Origin of the sequence: Stenotrophomonas sp. T8, assembly GCF_051853085.1 — a bacterium.
In the GTDB taxonomy this organism is placed as follows: domain Bacteria; phylum Pseudomonadota; class Gammaproteobacteria; order Xanthomonadales; family Xanthomonadaceae; genus Stenotrophomonas; species Stenotrophomonas sepilia.
In genome coordinates, this window is sequence record NZ_CP195329.1 from 1,186,547 (window position 1) to 1,205,183 (window position 18,637).

Sequence of the window (18,637 nt, forward strand, 5' to 3'; positions counted from 1 at the left end):
GCTGCCTTCAGCCGAGCGGTAGGGAACCCCAGATAACTCTCCGATCAGCCACCCGCAGGGCTGCTTGGATGCGCTTTTTTTCCGCCATCGCCAACTCGCATCGAGGCTACCGAAAAATGACCCACCCACTCCGGATGTCCAAGCTTACCCTTGGTCTCGTGGCTGCACTTGCTGCCGCTCCCGCCTTCGCCCAGAGCACCTCTGCCGGTGTCGGCGGCCAGGTCGTGTCCCGCAGCGGCCAGCCCGTTGCCGGCGCTGAAGTCACCATCACCCACACCGAGTCGGGCACCGTTTCGCGTGCGACCACCGATGCGGCCGGCCGCTACAACGCGCGCGGCCTGCGCGTGGGTGGTCCGTACTCGATCACCATCACCAAGCCGGGTGAAGGCACCAAGACCGAAGATGGCGTCTACCTGGGCGTGAACCAGACCGGCACCATCAATGCCACCCTGGCCGGCGACCTCGCCGCGACCAACCTGGACACCGTGCAGGTCACCGCTGTCGGCGGTGGTTCGGAAGTGTTCAGCGCCACCAAGATGGGCTCGGGCACCAACATCAGCCAGCAGCAGATCGAAGTTGCGCCGTCCATCGGCGGCAACATCCAGGATCTGATGCGCCTGGATCCGCGCGTGACCTTCATCGATCGCGCCTCGGGCTCGATCTCGGCCGGTGGCCAGAACCCGCGCTTCAACTCGATCAACATCGACGGCGTCTCGGCCAGCGACACCTTCGGCCTGGAAGGCAACAACATGCCGACCCGCCGCCAGCCGGTCGCGATGGAAGCCATCGAAGCCCTGGACATCAACCTGTCGAACTACGACGTCAGCATCGCTGCTGCCGCCGGTGCCACCGTCAACGCGGTGACCAAGTCGGGTACCAATGAATTCCACGGTTCGGTATACGGCACCTACCGTGATGGCGACTGGTTCGGCGACAACCCGGAAGGCCAGCCGTTCAAGGGCTTCACCAAGGAAGAAACCTACGGCATGACCCTGGGCGGCCCGATCGTCAAGGACAAGCTGTTCTTCTTCGCCAACTATGAAAAGTTCAAGCAGGCCGCCCCGGGTGCCGACCTGAGCGGCACCGCGCTGGGCAAGGCCAATCCGCAGTTCACCCTGGCCGACGTGACCCGCGCGCAGCAGATCGCGCAGAACTATGGCTTCAATGCCGGCGGTCTGGAAAGCAACGGCGACACGGAGATGGAAGAGTACGCGCTGAAGCTGGACTGGAACATCAGCGAGAACCACCGCGCCAACATCCGTTACAGCAAGATCGACCAGAGCAAGCTGCGCATCAACGGCATGACCACCAGTTCGGCCTCGCTGAGCTCGTACTGGTACCAGCATGACAAGACCAACGAGAGCTACGTCGCCCAGCTGTTCAGCGACTGGACCCCGAACTTCTCGACCGAATTGAAGGCGTCGTACCGCGAGTACTCGGCGATCCGCAACGTCTCCACCGACGCGCCGAGCATCCGCATCTACTTCGGCGGCAACGAGGCAGCGCCGTCGGGCGACTCGCTGTACCTGGGTACCGAGGTCAATTCGCAGGACAACATCCTCGAGACCAAGGCATGGAACTACTACGCCGCCGCCACCTGGACCCTGGGTGACCACGACGTCAAGTTCGGCGCCTCGTACGACACCAACGACATCTACAACTACTTCGGCGCCAACTCGTGGGGTGCCTACACCTTCTACGGCCTGGACAACTTCGCCGCTGGCCGCTGGAGCAGCTACAACTACAACCCGGAGCGCACCCCGGGCTCGATTCCGGCTGACTACAAGTACAGCAACCTGGCCCTGTTCGTGCAGGACACCTGGTATGTCAACAACAACCTGACCCTGACCCTGGGCGTGCGTGCCGACCGTGCCGACACCAGCCCGGCCCCGACCTACAACGCTGCAGCCTCGACCTTCTTCGGTCGCGACAACAGCGAGGTGCTGAGCAACAAGTTCCTGATCCAGCCGCGCGTCGGTTTCAACTACACCTTCGACAGCGAGCGTCCGACCCAGCTGCGCGGCGGCGTGGGCCTGTTCCAGGGTGATGCGCCGCAGGTGTGGCTGAGCAACAGCTACTCGGCCACCGGCTTCAACAATTCGGTGTACGCCTACACTGCCTACGATCGCACGCTGCCGTTCAGCGGGAACAAGGACAGTCAGCCGGTCCCGACTACCCCGGGCTCGAACCGTCAGAACGTCAACTTCGTCGGCAGCGACTTCAAGATGCCGTCGGTGTACAAGGCCAACCTGGCCTTCGATCATGAAACCCCGTGGTACGGCATCGTGGCTTCGGCCGAGCTGCTGGTCACCAAGGTCAAGGATGCCCTGTACTACAGGAACCTGAACCTGGGCCCGGTGCAGCAGCTGGGTCCGGACGGTCGTGAGCTCTATTACGCTGCGTCGCGCAACGGCAACCTGTGGACCAACAACGATGCCCGCTTCGGGCGGAATCGCGGCTACGACGCCGTCTACGAAATCGCCAACACCGACAAGGGCCGCACCTCGCAGTTCACCGTGTCGCTGAGCAAGCCGTGGTCGGACGCCAGTGACTGGTCCTGGAACATCGGTTACACCTACACCGACGCTACTGAAGTGGGTTCGCTGACCAGCTCCACCGCAAGCTCGGGTTGGAACTACCAGTACGCCTTCAACGCCAACAGCGAAACCGAGAACACCTCGCGCTACCAGATCCGTGACCGCCTGTCGGGCTCGCTGAACTGGAAGCACAAGTTCTTCGGCGACTACGAAACCAAGGTCGGCCTGGTGTATGAGGGCCGCAGCGGCCGTCCGTACAGCTACGTGTACGTGAACGATGCCAACGGCGACGGCCGCTCCGCGAACGACCTGTTCTACGTGCCGAACCCGGGTGAGGTTCTGTTCGGCAATCTGGTGGGCAGCAACTTCACCCCGGATGCGGCTATGGAGAAGTCGTTCTACGAATGGCTGGCGGCCAACCCGCAGCTGGCCAAGTACGCAGGTGGCTACGCTCCGGCCAACCAGTTCCGTACCGGCTGGATCAATACCTTCGATATCCGTATCAGCCAGCAGCTGCCGGGCTTCATGAAGGGTCACAAGTCGGAAGTGTGGCTGGACATCCAGAACGTCGGCAACATGCTCAACAAGAAGTGGGGCAACATCTACGACTACGGCTTCTTCGCCGATGCGCGCGTGGCTACCCTGCAGGGCATCAAGGACGGCAAGTACGTCTACAACTTCCGCGGTGCTGACCTGCCGACGGTGGCCAACAACGACGCAGATGGCTTCGACGTCGGTGTCTCGCAGTGGTCGCTGCAGCTGGGCTTCCGCTACCAGTTCTGATGCACTGACGTAGCGTGGCTGTAAACGGAAACGGCCGGGGAAACCCGGCCGTTTTCCGTTCAGGCGAAAGTTCTTGCAGGGCGTGGGGCAACGGCGTAGCATCCAGAAATGTGCGCGGTGCCAACGCCGCCGATGCGGTCCCGAAATGGCGGACGCGGGCGGTACACATCCAACGGTCGGGCTTCCCGGCCGTTTTGCTTTTTAAGGGGGCGGCAGTACAGTCGGAAACCTTGAAGGAAGCGAAAAATTGGACATGACCACGAACGAAAAATCGGCCCGTGCACTGCCGGTGCAGGATGCCCGGATCTACCCGCGCGGTGGGCTGGATGTGTTGTCGCGGGCCGAGGTGGCACGCCTGCGCGATGCCTCCGCCGGCGGCATGCATGAGCTGCTGCGCCGCTGCGCGCTGGCCGTGCTGACCAGCGGCAGCGCCTCCGACGATCCGCGCGCCGCGCGCGATCTCTACCCTGATTTCGACATCCAGGTAGCGCAGCAGGATCGCGGCGTGCGCATCGATCTGGTCAACGCACCGGCGATGGCCTTCGTCGACGGCGAGATCATCCGCGGTGTCGCCGAACTGCTGTTCGCCGTCGTGCGCGACCTGGCCTACATGGCCATCGAAATGGGCCCGGCCTACGCGGCCGAGCTGGAGTCATCCGAGGGCATCACCAACGCGGTGTTCGGCCTGCTGCGCAACGCGCGCATCCTCAATCCGGGTGATCCGAACCTGGTGGTGTGCTGGGGCGGACACTCGATCTCGCGCGACGAATACCTGTACACCAAGCAGGTGGGCTATGAACTGGGCCTGCGCGGCCTGGACATCTGCACCGGCTGTGGCCCGGGTGCGATGAAGGGCCCGATGAAGGGTGCCACCATCGCCCACGCCAAGCAGCGCCGTACCGTGACGCGTTACATCGGCCTGACCGAGCCGGGCATCATCGCCGCCGAGTCGCCGAACCCGATCGTCAACCACCTGGTGATCATGCCGGACATCGAGAAGCGCCTTGAGGCCTTCGTCCGCATCGGCCACGGCATCATCGTGTTCGCCGGTGGCGTCGGTACCGCCGAAGAGATCCTGTACCTGCTCGGCATCCTGCTGCGCGAGGAGAACAAGGACCTGCCGTTCCCGCTGATCCTGACCGGCCCGACGGTAGCGGCACCGTACTTCGAGCAGATTGATCGCTTCATCCGCCTGACCCTGGGCGATGCGGCTGCCGATCGCTACGAGATCATCATCGGCGACCCGGTGGCGGTTGCGAAGAAGATGGCCAACGGCATCAAGCGCGTGCGCGAGCACCGTCTGGCGCAGAAGGACTCGTTCTTCTTCAACTGGTCGATCGAGATTCCGTGGGAGTACCAGCAGCCGTTCGTACCCACCCACGAAGCGATGGCCGCGCTGGACCTGCACCATGGGCGTGCCCCGCACGCGCTGGCGGCCGACCTGCGCCGCGCGTTCTCGGGCATCGTCGCCGGCAACGTGAAGGAAGACGGCATGCGCCGCATCGAGCAGTTCGGGCCGTTCCAGATCCACGGCGACCCGGACATGATGCAGGCGCTGGATGCGCTGCTGCGCGCCTTCGTCGAGCAGCGCCGGATGAAGATCTCCGGCGAGTACCAGCCCTGCTACCAGGTGCTGGCCTGAACCCGGGCCGGCGTGATGGGGATCGCGCCGGCACTGGCAGGGGAGGACGGGTCGTCAAGCCTTTGACGCCCGTCGCCCCGGATTGACCGTTCATCCTGCCGCCGCTTGCCGGTGGCGGGGCGATGGCCCATCGTGGCCACCAACACGCTGGGGAGCGTCCAATGTCTTTGCGCCGGGAAAACGGCTTCACCTTGATCGAGCTGATGGTCACCATCGCCGTGGTGGCGGTCCTGGCTGCGATCGCCTTTCCAAGTTTCCAGAGCACGATCCGTTCGAGCCGGGTGAGCTCGACCAACAACGAGGTCCTGGGCCTGCTCAGTCTTGCCCGCAGCGAGGCGATCCGCAGCAACCGCGGTGGCGGCGTCTGTGGAAGCAGCGACGGTGCCAGCTGTGATGGTGGCTGGTCGGGCGGCATGCTGGCCTTTGCCGATGCCAATGGCGACGGTGCGCTGTCGGCAGGTGAAACCGTCCTGCGCTTCGTCAGTGGCAATCCCAAGCTGAAGATCACTGGGCCGGCCACGGAGATCGCCTTTGACGGGCGCGGCCGTCGCCGCGCCAGCGCCGAGCAGGATGTACGGCTGGAGCCGGACGTCTGCAGCAAGGGCGCACTGCACAAGCGCACACTGACGGTGAACGCCTCCGGGCAGATCCGCAGCACTAAGGAAGCCTGTCCATGACCACCCGTACCTTCCGTGCGCGCCAGGCCGGGGGCTTCACCCTGCTTGAAGTACTGATCGCCATCATCGTGTTGGCGTTCGGCCTGCTGGGTTTTGCTCTCTTGCAGACCATGAACGTCCGATTCGTGCAGAGCGCCAATTATCGAACCCAGGCCACCAACCTTGCGTACGACCTGACCGAGCAGATGCGCAGCAACCGCTTCCAGGCGGCCTGGTACACCGGCGCGTCGTTCGCGGCAGGCAGCAAGACCGCCGCCACCGCGTGCACCAGCGATACCGGCGACGTCTCCATTGAAAAGAAGATCGCGCGCTGGCAATGCCAGGTGGTGAAGGCGCTGGGCGACGATGCAGGCGCCAATGTCACCTTCAATGGCGGCGTGGTCAATGTGGCGATCACCTGGGGCGACCAGCGCTGGGATCCGGATGACCCGGACAAGGCCACCACCTTTGCATTGGCTACGGAGCTGTGAGCATGCGCCTGAACCGACGTGCCACCATGGCCGGCCTGTCGCTGGTGGAACTGATGATCGCCCTGGTAATCAGCCTGGTGCTGATGCTGGGGGTGGTGCAGGTCTTCATGGCCTCGCAGGCTGCCTCGCGACTGTCCGAGGGGGCCTCGCGCGTGCAGGAGAACGCCCGTTTCGCGCTGGATTTCCTTGAGCGAGACATCCGCATGGCCGGGCACATGGGCTGCGTGAACGACCAGGCCCACGTGGTGAAGAACCAAGGCGATCCGGTATCGCATCTGGGTGCATCCTCGGGCGATGGCAGCCCGCTTGATTTCAGCGTTTCCATCCAGGGCTTCGATGCACCGGGAACCGCGCCGGGCGGGAGGCTCGCACTCGGGGCGACATGGTCCGCACCGTCAGCGTTGCCGGCAGCGATCACCCGGCTCAGCCCTGCGCCGGCAGGCGGAAGCGATGTGCTGGTACTGCGCTACCTGGCCCCTGAGGGGGTGCCGGTGACCGGCATTTCGTCCAGCGGCGGCAATGCGCTACTGGACATGGACAGCACCCGGGTGGCCAGGCTCACCTCGGGGGGCGTGGCGGCACCGACCTTGTTCGGCATCGCCGACTGTGCCCATGCGGACATCTTCGCCGGTACGTTGAGTGCGGCACGTGTGACCGCGCCCTCGCTGGACCTGTCGCGCTATGCCGCGCAGCCGACCGGGCAGACGATGCTCTATCGCGCCGAGTCGATGGTCTATTACGTCGGCATCAATCCGGAGACCGGTCAGCCGGGCCTGCGTCGTGCGCGCGCCAACAGTGCTGGCGCCTATGCGGTCAATGAAGAACTTGTGGAAGGCATCGAAAGCCTGCAGCTGCTGTATGGCCTGGACAGTACCGCCAACATCAGCCTGGGCACGCCGCCGGCCGGCAACATCACCCGCCTGGCCGCCGCGACTGGCGTCAGCAGCAACGCTAACGCTGCCGGTGCCGCGCAGTGGCTGCGGGTGGGGCAGGTGCAGGTGGGGCTGCTGGCACGCAGCCCGACGCCGTCGTCTTCGAGCACGCCGGCCAACCCGCTGTCGGTACTCGGCGTTGGCTTTGCCAGCAGTGACAAGCCTGACGGCCGCTACCGCTCCAGCTATGAAGTCTCGATTGCACTGCGCAATCGCCTGTTCGGGAACTGATCATGACGACCTTCTCACGTTCGTTCAGGCCCGCCTCCGCTCGCACCCAGCGCGGCGCCGTGCTCTATGTCGCGTTGATCATGCTCATCCTGCTGGCGCTGCTCGGCATTGCGGGCATGCAGGTGGCCGGCATGCAGGAGAAGATGGCAGCGAACTACCGCGCCGCCAACCGGGCCTTCCAGAACTCGGAGGGCGTGGTGCGTGCGGCCGAACGCTCGGTGGAGAAAATCGCCAACCGTCAGGATGTGGGGAACGACAGCCTGGTGCAGTCCAGCACTCTGTCGCGGGTCTGCGATGACGGCTTCGATCCGGCCATCTGGGCCGAAAGCCGCCGCAACCAGACGCGTCCTGCGGTCAATGTCCGCCAGATTGACAGCTGTGTGATGGGCGAATCGTCGCTCGACATGGGCCGTCCGCTGGAAGACGTCACGCCGATCTACCAGATCACCGGCTTCGCGACCGACGATGCCGATGCGAGCTCGTCGTCGGTGGTCATCGATACCGTATTCAAACTCTGAGGACGCAGGCCATGGCTTCGCGCAAATTCCGTTTCATGGCCGCAGGCGGCGCCGCACTGGCGCTCGGGGGCGGCTATGTCATCTACAGCCTGATGGCGGCCCAGGCCCAGGGCACGCTGGCGCAGGCGCCGCTGAACATCCAGGTGCAGACGCCGCCGGCCTTCCTGATGGCGCTGGATGATTCCGGCTCGATGCTGTGGGAAACATTGAACAACACGCGCGATGGCGTGTACCGCTGGGATGGCAGTGGCTTCTACAACCAGGGTGCCGTCAACGGCTACGATGGGTCTGGGCAGCGCTACCTGTACGTCTTCCCCAGCTATGGACGCGACGACCAGGCGGCCATCCCGCCGCTCGACAGCTTCGGTTTCGCCCGATCACCGGACGTCAACCCGTCCTACTACGACCCGCGTGAGATCTATCCTGGCTGGAAGACCGGCTTGTCCGATACAGCCCTTGCCAACTATCTGGACATCAGGGCGTCCAGCGCGCCGCTGGACCCGCGTCCGGGCAATGCACCGAACAAGATCGCTGGCGCGCTGGACCTGACTGTGGACTCGCTGCTGACCAGCATGGACACCGGCGGGCGGACCGGCGCGAACTGGCGCTTCCGCTTCCGTTCCGGCATGACGCTGCCGGTCGGAACCCGTATTGAGCGTGGGCGATGCAACCTGAGCGGGGGGGCTGTCCGGCAGGAAGGCTCGTTCGACAACGTGACGCGCCAGACTACCATCAGCAGCTCAAGCTGCGATGCTGCCGTCGGCTTCTATCCGGCTACGTTTTTCCTGGCAGATCCGTCTACGCTGCCGGCGGAATATGGGTACACCGCGGCTCCTGTTGCCGTTGCAAATCCTCCGGGCGGCCGGCCGGGTACGTTGTACAAGTACGAAATCAAGCTTGCGAACTTCGGCAACAATCAAGCGAAGTACAACGCTGCCATGCAGAGCTTCGCCAACTGGTTCAGCCTGTACCGGACGCGACGCGAAGCGCTGATCGGTGCGGCTACGAATGCGCTGTACGACACGACCAATCTGCGCGTGGGCTGGTTCCGTATCAATGGCCGCCGCGCGGTGACCATGTTCAACATGACCAACGAGCCGGAGAAGCAGCAGCTGCTCAGCCAGATCATCGGCGAAATGCGTGCCAGCAGCAGTACGCCCAATCGTTCCGCCGCACAGTACCTTGGCGAACAATTCCAGCGCACGGATCAGAACGCGCCGGTGCTCCTGTCATGCCAGAAGAATGCGGGCATGCTGTTCACCGATGGCTATATCAATGAGTCCGGCAACACGACGCTGATGAAGGATCTCGTAGCGCCGTACTACAACAGTTCTCTCGTGCCGGGCAAGGAGACCAATTCCGTGCCGGTGCCGGCCGAGTGCAAGGGGCCGAATCCAAATCCGTCGCTGGATTGCAAGACCCACCTGCACATGAATTTCTACGGCGTGACGCTGGGCACGCAGGGCAAGGAGTTCGGCGTCCGGTACCTGCCGGATCCAGTGCGCCCGTGGGTGCTCAGCCCGGACCCGTACGTCGTCAAGCCCAACTTCCCGACGACGACGCAGGACCTCAAGCCCGAGGCCGTTGATGAGCTGTGGAACGCGGTCTATGACACCCGTGGCGAAATGGTCAACGCCACGCGCCCGGCCGAAATCACCGCAGCCATGCGCCGTATCATCAGCAACGTCGCCCAGGGCGCCACGCCGTCCGGCTCGCGTTCGCTGACCGGCGCACGCATCGGCGTCGGCTCGTTGTCGGTGGAGCCGTTCTACGAGGCCACCAACAACGGCACCGACTGGTACAGCAAGTTGCGCGCCTTCAAGCTGAGCGTCGAGCCGTCCACCCGCAAGATCGTTTCGGAAGAGGCCTGGGAAGCATCTGCGAAGATGCCGGCGCCTGCATCACGCCGCATCCGGTTCTGGCGCAACGGCGCGCTGGAAGACTTCACCGGCAGCAATGTCAGCCTGGCCAATCTGTGCACCAAGTCGTCGACGCTGTATCCGGGCATCCTGATCTGCAGCGCGTCCGAGCTGGCTGGCCTAGCCACCGATTCCGCCACGGCCGTGGCCTACCTGCGTGGTGAAACCTCCAGCGAGAAGCGCAACGGCGGCAAGCTGCGTGATCGCAGCACGGTACTTGGCGACATCATCACCTCCACCCCGGTGCTGAGTTCGCCTCTGGATGACTATGGGTTTGGCCGCCTTCCGGGCACGATGGGCAGCAGTTACGCCGCCTACATGACCACCAAGCGCAATGGTCGCCGCTACATGGTCTACGCCGGCGCCAACGACGGCATGTTGCATGCCTTCGATGGTGGCATGGGCGCCGACGGCCAGATGGACGCCGACGGGGGCAAGGAGCGGTTCGCCTACATTCCCTCGACCGCGTTGGGCCACATGGGCAACCTGTTGCTGCCTAACGACCCCACCAACCAGAACGCCCAGCGTTTCCAGCACCGTTACTACGTCGATGGCCCGGTGACGATCAGCGACACCTACGGCAGCAACGGGTGGACCACGTCACTGGTGGGCACGGCCGGTGCCGGCGGCCGCAGTGTGTTCGCGCTGAATGTGTCCGATCCGGGCAACTTCGGCGCCACCGGCTCCCTGCTGTGGGAGATCAGTGACCTCGACGCTTCGCTTGACGATGCTGTGCGCGCCAACATCGGCCATGTGCTGGGCAAGCCGGTGATCGTGCCGGTGAAGAACGCCGACGGTTCGGTGGGCTTCAAGGCGATCTTCGGTAACGGCTACGAGAGTAGGAGTGGCAAGGCGGTACTGTTCGTGGTTGACATGGTGGCAGGCCGCACGCCGACCATCCGCATGATCGAGGCGATCGAGTCGGGTACCAACCTGCCGTCGGGCAGCAACGGGCTGGGCAACATCGTGGTGGTTGATCGCTGGGGTGGAACCGGGCAGAACGCGCGGGTGCGCGATGGCCTGGCCGATACGGTCTATGGCGCCGACAAGCGTGGCGTTATCTGGAAGTTCGACCTGCGCGGGACTACCGCGCCAACCGTACCGTTGTTCACCACCAATACCCATGTCGATCCCGCCGACCGCCGGACCTACCGCCAGCCGATCACCGGTGGCATGACGGTGACCACCGGGCCGTCCGGTGGCGTGATGCTGATCTTCGGCACCGGCAGCTTCTCCTACTACGGTGACGAGAACGATACGGCGGTGCAGGCGTTGTACGGTATCAACGACACCGCAGCGGGCCAGCCGACGACGACGCTGACCTCGGCAAACCTGAGCTCGTATACGGCCGAGATTGGTTCCGGCGTGCGGACATTGCGTGGCGGGACCGTGCCTACGGTCAGCCGCGGCTGGACCGTGGTGCTGGCCAACAAGGAGCGTGCGGTCGGTAATCCGAGGATCGTGTCCGGCGTGGTGTTCTTCCCGACCTATATTCCGTCCGACGCTCAGGGTTGCTCGGTGGACGGTGCGAACTGGCTGCTCGGCCTGCAGGCCAGCACCGGCCAGGCCGCGATGTCGCAGGTGCGCTTCGGAGCCCCCGACGGCCGATCGCCGGGGGCGGGTACGGCCGGCGTTGCTCTCAACACGGGCGGCAACGCGCCGGTGAGGGACGTGACGACGTCGGTGGTGCCGCGCTTGGCGCCGCCGGACAGCACTCCCGGCAATCCGCCGCCGCAGCCGCCCGGTGAGGCGTGCCTGATGCAGATCTCGGTGGCCGGTGCTGATCCGATGTACCTGCCATACCCCTGTGGCCGCCAGTCCTGGAGGCAGATCCAGTGACCGGCGTCCATCCTTCCCCGGCAGCAGGAGCCCGTGCAATGCGCCAATCTTTCGCGGCGGGTCGCCTGGCCCGCGGTTTCACCCTGATCGAGCTGATGATCGTGGTGGCGGTCGTGGCAATCCTCGCCGCGATCGCCTACCCGAACTACAGCGAACATGTGCGCAAGTCGCGACGGGCCCAGGCTAAGGCCGACCTGGTCGAATACGCACAGTTGGCCGAGCGCTTCCACACGGTCAACAACACCTATGTCGGTTTCAAGTTCCCGGGCAACGCCGATTCGATCAACTCCCCGCGCGAGGGCGGCACGGCGGCCTACACTCTGTCCATGCAGACCGCGCAGTCGACATTCACCTTCACCGCCACCGCGGTCAACGCGCAGGCGAAGGACAAGTGTGGAAACCTGACGCTCAACCAAGCCAACGTGAAGACCGCCAAGACCACGCTGTCCGAGTGCTGGTGACACTGCCGCAAACAGAGAATGCAAGCATGTGAACGGGAGTGTTGCACTCCCTGTTCGACGTGATTACAATGCGCGTCCCCGCCCGAATAGCTCAGCCGGTTAGAGCACTTGACTGTTAATCAGGGGGTCGTTGGTTCGAGTCCAACTTCGGGCGCCAGACGTTACACATCAAAGGCTTGCGGACTTTCGCAGGTCTTTTTTGTTGCCTGCTTGAGAGCGCAGGGGCGTCGTTTCAACAGGCTTGTCCAGTCCGCGTGGTGGACGAACGCATCCGCCCACTGTTGCTGACAATGATCCGCGCGTGCTCGCGCCCCCTCACGCAGACGCGCAGCGTCAGGTTGCTGCCGGGGCTGCGGCCATCCGGCTGGAAATAGAGTTGCGGTCGCCCGCTGTTGCTGGCGGCATTGATCGTGACGTCCGGACGGCCGCCCTGATGCAGGACAATGGCATCGGCCGTGGATGGGGGCTGCCATGCGCCTGCGGCCCGGTAGGCAATCCAGCCCTGGCTCCAGTCGTCCCCGCAGCGCTGGCCGTCCGCGCTGGCGCAGAGGCCGATCAGTTCGCGACGCATGATGGCCTGGGTGCGTGCCGTTGCCAGGGCGGCCTGCAGGCTGAACCGGGTGGCTTCCGCGCGCTGGTGCAGCAGCAGCGCCTGCAGCGAGGGCCAGCCGGCGGCCAGCAGCACGGCCAGTACCGCCGTGACGACCAGGATTTCGATCAGGTGCATGCCGCGCGACGCGGCGCAACCGGAAGAGCGGTGAGTGCGCATGCATCCAGCCTCCGCGCCCGGCTGTGCGGCCACCATCGGGAATCCCCGTAGCGGTCTGCCCGGCAACCCCTCAGCCGGCCGTCACTCCTCGCCCCGTATACTCACCCTTCCCGGGAACTGGCAACACCATGAGCGACAGTTTTGAACTTGTCTCGCCGTATTCGCCGGCGGGCGACCAGCCAGATGCCATCGCGAAGCTGACCAGCAACTTCGAGGCCGGCATCGCCAAGCAGACCCTGCTGGGCGTGACCGGCTCGGGCAAGACCTACACCATCGCCAACGTCATCCAGAACATTCAGAAGCCGACGCTGATCATGGCGCCGAACAAGACGCTGGCGGCGCAGCTGTATGGCGAATTCAAGGCGTTCTTCCCGCACAACGCGGTGGAGTATTTCGTCAGCTATTACGACTACTACCAGCCCGAAGCCTACGTGCCGTCGTCGGACACCTTCATCGAGAAGGACAGTTCGATCAACGAACACATCGAGCAGATGCGGCTGGCCGCGACCAAGACCCTGCTGTCGCGCCCGGACGCGATCGTGGTGGCCACGGTGTCCGCGATCTATGGCCTGGGTGCGCCGGAAGACTACCTTTCACTGCGCCTGATCCTGTCCAAGGGCGAGCGCATCGACCAGCGCGACCTGATCAACCACCTGACCCAGCTGCAGTACACGCGCAATGAGTACGAGCTGCAGCGCGGTACCTTCCGCGTGCGCGGCGAAGTGATCGACGTGTTCCCGGCCGAGTCGGACAGCGAAGCACTGCGCCTTGAACTGTTCGATGGCGAGGTCGAGAAGATCACCCTGTTCGACCCGCTGACCGGCGAGACGCTGCGCAACATGCAGCGCTTCACGGTCTACCCGAAGACCCACTATGCGACCACGCGCGAGCGCGTGCTGGCGGCGATCGAGACGATCAAGGTAGAGCTGAAGGAGCGGCTGGAGCAGCTCTACGCGCAGAACAAGCTGGTGGAGGCGCAGCGCCTGGCGCAGCGCACGCAGTTCGACCTGGAGATGATGGCCGAGGTCGGTTACTGCAACGGCATCGAGAACTACTCCCGGCACCTGACCGGCAAGAATGCCGGCGAGCCGCCACCGACCCTGTTCGACTACCTGCCGCCGGATGCGCTGCTGGTGATCGACGAATCGCATGTGACCATTCCGCAGATCGGCGCCATGTTCAAGGGTGACCGCTCGCGCAAGGAAACCCTGGTTGAGTTCGGTTTCCGCCTGCCGTCGGCGCTGGACAACCGCCCGCTGCGCTTCGAGGAATGGGAGGAGCGGTGCCCGCGCAGCATCTACGTGTCGGCCACGCCCGGGCCCTATGAACTGCGTGAAGCCGGTGACGAGATCACCGAACTGGTGGTGCGCCCGACTGGCCTGATCGACCCGGTGGTGGAGATCCGGCCGGTCGGCACCCAGGTCGACGACCTGATGAGCGAGGCCAACGCGCGCATCAAGGCGGGCGACCGCGTGCTGGTCACCACGCTGACCAAGCGCATGGCTGAAAACCTCACCGAGTACCTCACCGAACACGGTATCCGCGTGCGCTACCTGCACTCGGACGTGGATACGGTCGAGCGCGTGGAGATCATCCGCGACCTGCGCCTGGGCAAGTTCGACGTGCTGGTCGGCATCAACCTGCTGCGCGAGGGCCTGGACATGCCCGAGGTATCGCTGGTGGCGATCCTCGATGCCGACAAGGAAGGCTTCCTGCGCTCCACCGGCTCGCTGATCCAGACCATCGGCCGCGCCGCACGCAACGTGCGCGGCAAGGCGATCCTGTACGCCGACAAGATCACCCGCTCGATGCAGGCGGCGATCGATGAGACCGACCGGCGCCGTGCCAAGCAGGTCGAGTACAACGAAGAACATGGCATCGTGCCGCGCTCGGTGGCGCGCCCGATCGTCGATGTCCTTGAAGGCGCGCGTTCGGATGCCGCCGAGAAGGAAGCCAAGAAGGGTAAGGGCAAGGGCCGGGCGGGTGTGGCCGAAGAAGTGGCCGACTATCGTTCGCTGTCTCCGGCGCAGCTGGCGACCCGTCTCAAGGCGCTGGAACAGCAGATGTACCAGCACGCCAAGGACCTGGAATTCGAGGATGCCGCACGGGTGCGTGACCAGATCCGGCAGCTGAAGGAAGCCAGCCTGGGCTGAACGTGGCAGTGCAGCATCATCTTCACAAAAGTATTGCGCTTCACGGCCCGCATCCGTAATATACGCGGCCTGCACCGACGCAATCGCGGAAATGCAGAAGCAAAACGGGCGGTTAGCTCAGCGGTAGAGCACTACCTTGACATGGTAGGGGTCACAGGTTCGAACCCTGTACCGCCCACCACGAAACCCTCGGAAGAGGGTTGTCGTGAACTGCAAAGCCCGGCCCTGGCGCCGGGTTTTTACGTAGCAAGGCCAGCCTTCGGGCGGCAAGAACAAGATGGGCGGTTAGCTCAGCGGTAGAGCACTACCTTGACATGGTAGGGGTCACAGGTTCGAACCCTGTACCGCCCACCACCTGCTCCCGGCGTTGCCGGTGAAGCGGTGGAAACGATGAAAGCCGGCCCCGGGGCCGGCTTTTTTCGTTCCGGCGAGCCTGGCGTTCCCGCGAAGCTGCATCCGTGCCGGTTCATTGGCATGAAATCAGTGGGTAATGCTGATCGAACGCTGGATGCGCCACTGGCCGTCGACGCGTTCCCACAGCTGCGCCACACCTACCCGGGCCAGCGCAGGATGAGGGCTGGCGCCAGTGTCGTCTGTCGATTGCTGGCTGCCCAGCCGCAGCACGCGGTCCTGGCGCAGGTGATAGAGCTGAAGGGGCTGCGCTTCATGCATGGCCTGCCGATCCTCGGTGCGCAGGATCTGGCTGCGCAGGGCATCCTCGGTGGGCCCGCAGCCGTCGCCGAACAGGCTGGAGAACAGCAGGATCAGGGCAAGCATCGGCATGGCACGGTGCTCCAGCGGGAAAGTGCGTGCAGGCTGGCATGGTCGGCCGGGCACCGCAGCCGGCCTGCGACGAAGGCGGGGATTGGGCCGCCAAAGGCAGGCAGATGGCGATGAATCCGGGCCGCGCAGGCGTAGACTCGGCGCTACTGCGCAACTGCGCAATTACTGCAAGGAACTGCCGCATGAGTGATCACGTCCCGGTGTCCAGGCCCAATCCGCTCATGGAACGCCTGTTCGGCGGCAACATGCTGGAAGGCACGTTCAAGGCAGTGATCTGGGTCGCAATCCTGAGCGCGCTGCTGGCGTGGACCACGCTGCGCTGAATGACGCTGCCGCGCCGGGCCTGCCGGGTGGCGGGACCTGCTGACCCGATGACTCCCGCTGCCACCGGTGCGGCGGCAGTGCCTGTGCGGGTGCTGTCAGGCGCTGAAGGCCTGGCGCAGGCTGCGCAGGGTGGCCTGGCGATGTTCCCTGGCCGTTGGCTCGCCCATCTCCAGCTCCTGCAGGCGCAGTCCGACCAGAGTCATCGACAACGCATAGCCGCGTGCCGCGTCGGCAACGCGTGACAGGCCCACTGCACGGCGGGCCAGTGCATTCACATGTTCAAGGTCGGGCATCAGTCCCAGATAGGCGCGTTCTGCGCTGTCCAGGTCCGGTGCACGCAGGATCGCATGAGCTTCTGCGGTGGGGGAGACGGAGGCCATGGGGGTCCTTGTCAGGGGCAGCGACAGCATCGTTCGGCCACATTGCGGGTGATGGCTGCGCATGCTGAAGGGGCAACATTGTCAGAACATTGCGCCTGCAACCGCTGGCATGCATGGGCGCAAAACCATGGCCCCAGGCACTATGATCGGCAGCGTTTCCGGTTGACGAGTCCCTGATGCGCATCCTCCTGGTCGAAGACGATCCTGATCTGTCCCGCGCCCTGCAATCGGGCCTGGAGCGGCAGGGCGTGGTCGCCGACGTGGTCGGCAGCCTGGCCGAGGCCGCGCTTGCGTTGCGCGAACCGGTGCACCAGCTGCTGCTGCTCGATCGACAGTTGCCCGATGGCGATGGTGCTGGATTCGTCGCGTCGGCGCGTGCGCTGCGGCCGAACCTGGCGGTGATCATGCTCACCGCCAAGGGGACGCTGTCGGACAAGGTCGAAGGCCTGGACGTCGGCGCCGATGACTATCTGGTCAAGCCGGTGGCGATCGAGGAACTGATGGCACGCATCCGCGCGGTATCGCGCAGGCCTTCGGCGATGGTGACGCCCAGCCTGCGGCTGGGGCGGCTCGAGTTCGATTTCGAATCGCTGCAGGCACAGGTGGAGGGCCAGCCCCTGGCATTGCCACGTCGGCAGGTGCTGGTGCTGCAGGCGTTGGCGATGCGGCAGGGCCGCACGGTGACCCGCAGTGCCCTGGAGGCTGCAGTGTACGGGTTCGATGATGAGATCCAGTCCAATGCGCTCGATGCGCATATCTCCAAGCTGCGCAAAGCGCTGCAGCAGGCCGGGGCGGGGGTGGAGATCCACGTGATCCGCGGCGTCGGCTACCTGCTGGCGGAGGCCTGAGATGGCCCGTCCGATCCGTTCGATCACCCTTGGCCTGGCTTGGCGCCTGTTCCTGGCACAGGCCTTCACCGTACTGTTCGCGGTGGTCGCGTTGATCCTGACCTGGGGTGACAAGGACTCCTGGGGCATGGACATGTTCGTTGCCGAGGCGGTGGCCAAGGCGGTGCACAGCGAAGGCGGCCGCCTGGTGCTGGACCAGGCGCGCTGGGACAAGCTCGATGCCAACGCCGGGGGAAATCTCTGGTTCGCCGCGGTGGATGACAAGGGCATGTGGCTGGAGCGCGGCACCATCCCAGCGATCCACGCGCCGATGCTGGCGCGGCTGCCGACCGTGGGCGCCACGGAACTGGGCTCGCTGGTGCCCCCTTACCTGGACGTGGCGCGGGTGATGATCCGCAACGAGGACGGGCGCCGCATCACCGTGATGGTCGGTGGCGCGCCCAAGGGCGGGCTGCTGGATGGCGCGCTGATGGTGCTGCGCCTGATCGGCCTGTGGTTCTTCCTGCCACTGATCGTGGTCACCCTGCTGGTGATGCCGACTGTGATCCACCGTGCCATGCGCGGTGTGCGCCGTTCTGCGCAGCAGGCCAAGGAACTGGACATCGGCCAGCCCGGTGCCCGGCTGGATGCGCGGCTGGTCTCCACGGAAGTGGCGCCGCTGGTGGAAGCGTTCAACGATGCCATCGACAAGGTGCAGCAGGGCTACGCCGCGCGCGACAAGTTCCTCGCCGACGCGGCGCACGAGCTGCGCGTGCCGATCGCCGTGGTGCAGGCGCGCCTGGCGCAGCTGCCACAGGGTGAGTTGAAATCGCAGTTGCTGACCGACGTGGCGCGGCTGGGCAATGTTGCCGAGCACCTGCTCGATCTGCAGCGCCTTGACCGCAATGTCGGCGCATTGCAGCAGCTGGACCTGGCGCTGCTGGTGCGTGAGGCCGCCGCGGACCTGGCGCCGTTGGTGGTCGGCGCCGGCTATGGATTCGAAGTGGACGCGCCGGAATCGCCGGTGTGGATCCACGGCGACAGTCTGGCGCTGGGGCGGGTGATTGCCAACCTGGTGCACAACGCGATCGTGCATGGTGGTGGCCGTGGCACCATCTGCGTGCGGTTGGATGCGCGCGGCTTGCTGGAGGTCAGCGATCAGGGCGCGGGCATTCCAGTGAGCGACCGCGAGGCGATCTTCGAGCCGTTCCATCGCCTGCGCGCGGCGGGCAGCGGCAGTGGCCTGGGCCTGCACCTGGTGAAGGAGATCGTGCAGCACCACGGTGGCTCGGTCAGTGTCGGTGAGGCTGCGGGAGGCGGCGCAAGCTTCCGGGTCAATTTCCATCGCGGCAGCGTCCGGCGCTGACGCGTTTGCGGGGCAAGTCCCGATAG

Annotated in this window: 15 protein-coding genes and 3 tRNA genes; 15 read left to right on the forward strand and 3 right to left on the reverse strand. The window is 64.9% G+C overall.

Annotated elements, in window-relative coordinates:
• Positions 1-134 precede the first annotated feature (134 nt).
• From ACSDHM_RS05555 to ACSDHM_RS05595, 9 genes are all read left to right on the forward strand, one after another.
• The gene (locus ACSDHM_RS05555) at positions 135-3,320 is read left to right on the forward strand and encodes a TonB-dependent receptor (protein WP_088497716.1); all 3,186 of its coding nucleotides are present in this window, start codon (positions 135-137) and stop codon (positions 3,318-3,320) included.
• Positions 3,321-3,573: 253 nt separating this feature from the next.
• On the forward strand, positions 3,574-4,962 hold the full coding sequence (ppnN, locus tag ACSDHM_RS05560; RefSeq protein ID WP_088497717.1) for a nucleotide 5'-monophosphate nucleosidase PpnN: 1,389 nt from the start codon (positions 3,574-3,576) through the stop codon (positions 4,960-4,962).
• A gap of 161 nt (positions 4,963-5,123) precedes the next feature.
• Positions 5,124-5,639: a GspH/FimT family pseudopilin gene (locus ACSDHM_RS05565; protein ID WP_088497718.1), complete on the forward strand. Its 516-nt coding sequence runs from the start codon at positions 5,124-5,126 to the stop codon at positions 5,637-5,639.
• Complete coding sequence (gene pilV / locus ACSDHM_RS05570) at positions 5,636-6,109, forward strand: type IV pilus modification protein PilV (RefSeq protein ID WP_061478493.1); 474 nt, start codon at positions 5,636-5,638, stop codon at positions 6,107-6,109. The genes ACSDHM_RS05565 and pilV overlap by 4 nt, the downstream gene beginning before the upstream one ends.
• A gap of 2 nt (positions 6,110-6,111) precedes the next feature.
• A complete protein-coding gene (locus ACSDHM_RS05575; protein ID WP_061478492.1) occupies positions 6,112-7,272 on the forward strand; it encodes a PilW family protein in 1,161 nt (386 codons plus the stop codon).
• Positions 7,273-7,274: 2 nt separating this feature from the next.
• On the forward strand, positions 7,275-7,790 hold the full coding sequence (locus tag ACSDHM_RS05580) for a pilus assembly PilX family protein (RefSeq protein ID WP_072166745.1): 516 nt from the start codon (positions 7,275-7,277) through the stop codon (positions 7,788-7,790).
• Between the two features lie 11 nt (positions 7,791-7,801).
• On the forward strand, positions 7,802-11,548 hold the full coding sequence (locus ACSDHM_RS05585) for a pilus assembly protein (protein WP_088497719.1): 3,747 nt from the start codon (positions 7,802-7,804) through the stop codon (positions 11,546-11,548).
• Between the two features lie 38 nt (positions 11,549-11,586).
• Positions 11,587-12,009 (forward strand): type IV pilin protein, encoded by a 423-nt coding sequence (locus tag ACSDHM_RS05590; protein WP_061478489.1) that lies wholly within the window; start codon positions 11,587-11,589, stop codon positions 12,007-12,009.
• 80 nt (positions 12,010-12,089) lie between these two features.
• Positions 12,090-12,166: transfer RNA gene (locus ACSDHM_RS05595), tRNA-Asn, on the forward strand.
• Between the two features lie 75 nt (positions 12,167-12,241).
• Here the strand turns inward: ACSDHM_RS05595 and ACSDHM_RS05600 are convergent.
• Complete coding sequence (locus ACSDHM_RS05600; protein WP_439426721.1) at positions 12,242-12,814, reverse strand: GspH/FimT family pseudopilin; 573 nt, start codon at positions 12,812-12,814, stop codon at positions 12,242-12,244.
• A 92-nt stretch (positions 12,815-12,906) separates the two neighbouring features.
• On the opposite strand from ACSDHM_RS05600, the gene uvrB reads away from it, so the two are divergent.
• From uvrB to ACSDHM_RS05615, 3 genes are all read left to right on the forward strand, one after another.
• Positions 12,907-14,931, forward strand: coding sequence for an excinuclease ABC subunit UvrB (uvrB, locus tag ACSDHM_RS05605; RefSeq protein ID WP_439426722.1), 2,025 nt, complete (start codon positions 12,907-12,909; stop codon positions 14,929-14,931).
• A 106-nt stretch (positions 14,932-15,037) separates the two neighbouring features.
• Positions 15,038-15,112 (forward strand) — tRNA-Val (locus tag ACSDHM_RS05610).
• A 98-nt stretch (positions 15,113-15,210) separates the two neighbouring features.
• A tRNA-Val gene (locus ACSDHM_RS05615) sits at positions 15,211-15,285 on the forward strand.
• Between the two features lie 126 nt (positions 15,286-15,411).
• On the opposite strand, the gene ACSDHM_RS05620 is transcribed toward ACSDHM_RS05615, so the two are convergent.
• The gene (locus ACSDHM_RS05620; protein WP_053500528.1) at positions 15,412-15,714 is read right to left on the reverse strand and encodes a hypothetical protein; all 303 of its coding nucleotides are present in this window, start codon (positions 15,712-15,714) and stop codon (positions 15,412-15,414) included.
• A gap of 182 nt (positions 15,715-15,896) precedes the next feature.
• Here ACSDHM_RS05620 and ACSDHM_RS05625 point away from each other — a divergent pair, with 182 nt between their 5' ends.
• Complete coding sequence (locus tag ACSDHM_RS05625) at positions 15,897-16,037, forward strand: hypothetical protein (protein WP_171955946.1); 141 nt, start codon at positions 15,897-15,899, stop codon at positions 16,035-16,037.
• A 96-nt stretch (positions 16,038-16,133) separates the two neighbouring features.
• On the opposite strand, the gene ACSDHM_RS05630 is transcribed toward ACSDHM_RS05625, so the two are convergent.
• Positions 16,134-16,418 carry a hypothetical protein gene (locus tag ACSDHM_RS05630; protein WP_053500526.1) on the reverse strand — a complete coding sequence of 95 codons (285 nt, stop codon included), beginning with the start codon at positions 16,416-16,418 and terminating at the stop codon, positions 16,134-16,136.
• A 176-nt stretch (positions 16,419-16,594) separates the two neighbouring features.
• On the opposite strand from ACSDHM_RS05630, the gene ACSDHM_RS05635 reads away from it, so the two are divergent.
• A complete protein-coding gene (locus tag ACSDHM_RS05635) occupies positions 16,595-17,266 on the forward strand; it encodes a response regulator transcription factor (RefSeq protein WP_049415866.1) in 672 nt (223 codons plus the stop codon).
• A 1-nt stretch (position 17,267) separates the two neighbouring features.
• On the forward strand, positions 17,268-18,611 hold the full coding sequence (locus tag ACSDHM_RS05640; protein WP_134971327.1) for a sensor histidine kinase: 1,344 nt from the start codon (positions 17,268-17,270) through the stop codon (positions 18,609-18,611).
• Positions 18,612-18,637: the final 26 nt, after the last annotated feature.

What these genes read in the sequence shown, in the direction of transcription:
- ACSDHM_RS05630 (WP_053500526.1), bottom strand. Translation starts at nt 16,418, where the DNA reads ATGGCCTCCGTCTCCCCCACCGCAGAAGCTCATGCGATCCTGCGTGCA.
- ACSDHM_RS05555 (WP_088497716.1), top strand. Translation starts at nt 135, where the DNA reads ATGTCCAAGCTTACCCTTGGTCTCGTGGCTGCACTTGCTGCCGCTCCC.
- ACSDHM_RS05640 (WP_134971327.1), top strand. Translation starts at nt 17,268, where the DNA reads ATGGCCCGTCCGATCCGTTCGATCACCCTTGGCCTGGCTTGGCGCCTG.
- pilV (WP_061478493.1), top strand. Translation starts at nt 5,636, where the DNA reads ATGACCACCCGTACCTTCCGTGCGCGCCAGGCCGGGGGCTTCACCCTG.
- ACSDHM_RS05600 (WP_439426721.1), bottom strand. Translation starts at nt 12,814, where the DNA reads ATGGTGGCCGCACAGCCGGGCGCGGAGGCTGGATGCATGCGCACTCAC.
- ACSDHM_RS05625 (WP_171955946.1), top strand. Translation starts at nt 15,897, where the DNA reads ATGAGTGATCACGTCCCGGTGTCCAGGCCCAATCCGCTCATGGAACGC.
- ACSDHM_RS05585 (WP_088497719.1), top strand. Translation starts at nt 7,802, where the DNA reads ATGGCTTCGCGCAAATTCCGTTTCATGGCCGCAGGCGGCGCCGCACTG.
- ACSDHM_RS05580 (WP_072166745.1), top strand. Translation starts at nt 7,275, where the DNA reads ATGACGACCTTCTCACGTTCGTTCAGGCCCGCCTCCGCTCGCACCCAG.
- ACSDHM_RS05620 (WP_053500528.1), bottom strand. Translation starts at nt 15,714, where the DNA reads ATGCCGATGCTTGCCCTGATCCTGCTGTTCTCCAGCCTGTTCGGCGAC.
- ACSDHM_RS05575 (WP_061478492.1), top strand. Translation starts at nt 6,112, where the DNA reads ATGCGCCTGAACCGACGTGCCACCATGGCCGGCCTGTCGCTGGTGGAA.
- uvrB (WP_439426722.1), top strand. Translation starts at nt 12,907, where the DNA reads ATGAGCGACAGTTTTGAACTTGTCTCGCCGTATTCGCCGGCGGGCGAC.
- ppnN (WP_088497717.1), top strand. Translation starts at nt 3,574, where the DNA reads ATGACCACGAACGAAAAATCGGCCCGTGCACTGCCGGTGCAGGATGCC.
- ACSDHM_RS05635 (WP_049415866.1), top strand. Translation starts at nt 16,595, where the DNA reads ATGCGCATCCTCCTGGTCGAAGACGATCCTGATCTGTCCCGCGCCCTG.
- ACSDHM_RS05565 (WP_088497718.1), top strand. Translation starts at nt 5,124, where the DNA reads ATGTCTTTGCGCCGGGAAAACGGCTTCACCTTGATCGAGCTGATGGTC.
- ACSDHM_RS05590 (WP_061478489.1), top strand. Translation starts at nt 11,587, where the DNA reads ATGCGCCAATCTTTCGCGGCGGGTCGCCTGGCCCGCGGTTTCACCCTG.